This window comes from Helicobacter saguini (genome assembly GCF_000762875.2).
Taxonomy (GTDB): domain Bacteria; phylum Campylobacterota; class Campylobacteria; order Campylobacterales; family Helicobacteraceae; genus Helicobacter_A; species Helicobacter_A saguini.
The window spans coordinates 1-1,041 of sequence record NZ_JRMP02000054.1; the positions used below are offsets into that span (position 1 = coordinate 1).

Here is a 1,041-nt window from a genome sequence, read left to right on the forward strand (position 1 = left end):
TAAAAGAATTTGAATCGTTTGCAAATGAACTGCTAGAGTTTGCGAAACTTGATTCTAAAGAAAACATAGAATCTAAAAATGTAGTTTGTAAATAATAAAAGTTTGTTTTTAGAAATAGTTTTAAAAGGTTTTTATAGGTTTTAAATTCTAAAAACTACTAAAAAGTATTAAAAATTGTTTAGAAAGGATAAAAAATGAAAAAAGGACAAATGATAAGCTCTAAAACTCCCGAGCGTTTAGCTAATATTTTTATCAAAAAATATGATAAATATATGGCAAAAACACAAAGGCTAAATGTGGAATATGCGTTTATAAGTGATGATTTTTTGCAAGTGTTATACCTTGAAGATTCTAATCTTTTGCAAATAAATTTCAATGCTTTTGATAATGTGGAAAACGAGTTTGAATGCGAAAAGAAAATGAAAATATTTTTCTTTTTATGGAAGCAAGGCTTAAAAGAAATCGCTTTTAAACGCAATGAATTTTATTTAAAAAGGATAAAAAATGAGTTTTAAGGACTTAAAATCTAATGATAGAATTGAGATTACGCCTATTGATATAGAATCTTTTGTGAATGTAGATTCTGCGAGTAAAAATAAAGGCGGACGACCAAAGGTAAGTCAAAGCGAAGCAAGAAATCACAAAATTTCTATAAATTTCAAAGAGAGTGAATTTGTGATGTTGAAAGAAAGGGCTATTGATAGTGGCATTGATAATGTTTCAATTTTCATAAGACAAATTGTGATTAAATATCTGCGAGAGAGTTAAGGAGTGTAAAATGAATAAGAATTTTGATAAAGCGTTAGACTTCGTGCTAAATATCGTGGATGAAATTGATAAAGATTGTGTAATTTATGTATATTTAGATTCTATGTATGAATTAGAATCTAGCGATAATATAAATGAATATTCTTTGTGGTTGCAACATTCTCGAAGTGGCAAAGAAGTATTTTTTGATTTTTTTATCAATGGCAATAAAAAAAAGCGTTTCGGCTTACCAAAAGTAAATGAAATCAAAAAGGCTGTAAAGCAGATTCTAAA

The 1,041-nt window shown here is 27.2% G+C and carries 3 protein-coding genes; all 3 read left to right on the forward strand.

Annotated features, from left to right (window positions below; all coding sequences use genetic code 11):
* Nucleotides 1-194 precede the first annotated feature (194 nt).
* The gene (locus tag LS64_RS12130; protein ID WP_034569348.1) at nucleotides 195-515 is read left to right on the forward strand and encodes a hypothetical protein; all 321 of its coding nucleotides are present in this window, start codon (nucleotides 195-197) and stop codon (nucleotides 513-515) included.
* Nucleotides 505-768, forward strand: coding sequence for a hypothetical protein (locus LS64_RS12135; RefSeq protein WP_034569345.1), 264 nt, complete (start codon nucleotides 505-507; stop codon nucleotides 766-768). The genes LS64_RS12130 and LS64_RS12135 overlap by 11 nt, the downstream gene beginning before the upstream one ends.
* 10 nt (nucleotides 769-778) lie before the next feature.
* Nucleotides 779-1,041 (forward strand): hypothetical protein (locus LS64_RS12140; protein WP_034569342.1); only part of this gene is annotated, 263 nt, incomplete at its 3' end.

Excerpts from the sequence above, each read along its gene's own strand:
- LS64_RS12130 (WP_034569348.1), top strand. The coding sequence starts at position 195 with ATGAAAAAAGGACAAATGATAAGCTCTAAAACTCCCGAGCGTTTAGCT.
- LS64_RS12135 (WP_034569345.1), top strand. The coding sequence starts at position 505 with ATGAGTTTTAAGGACTTAAAATCTAATGATAGAATTGAGATTACGCCT.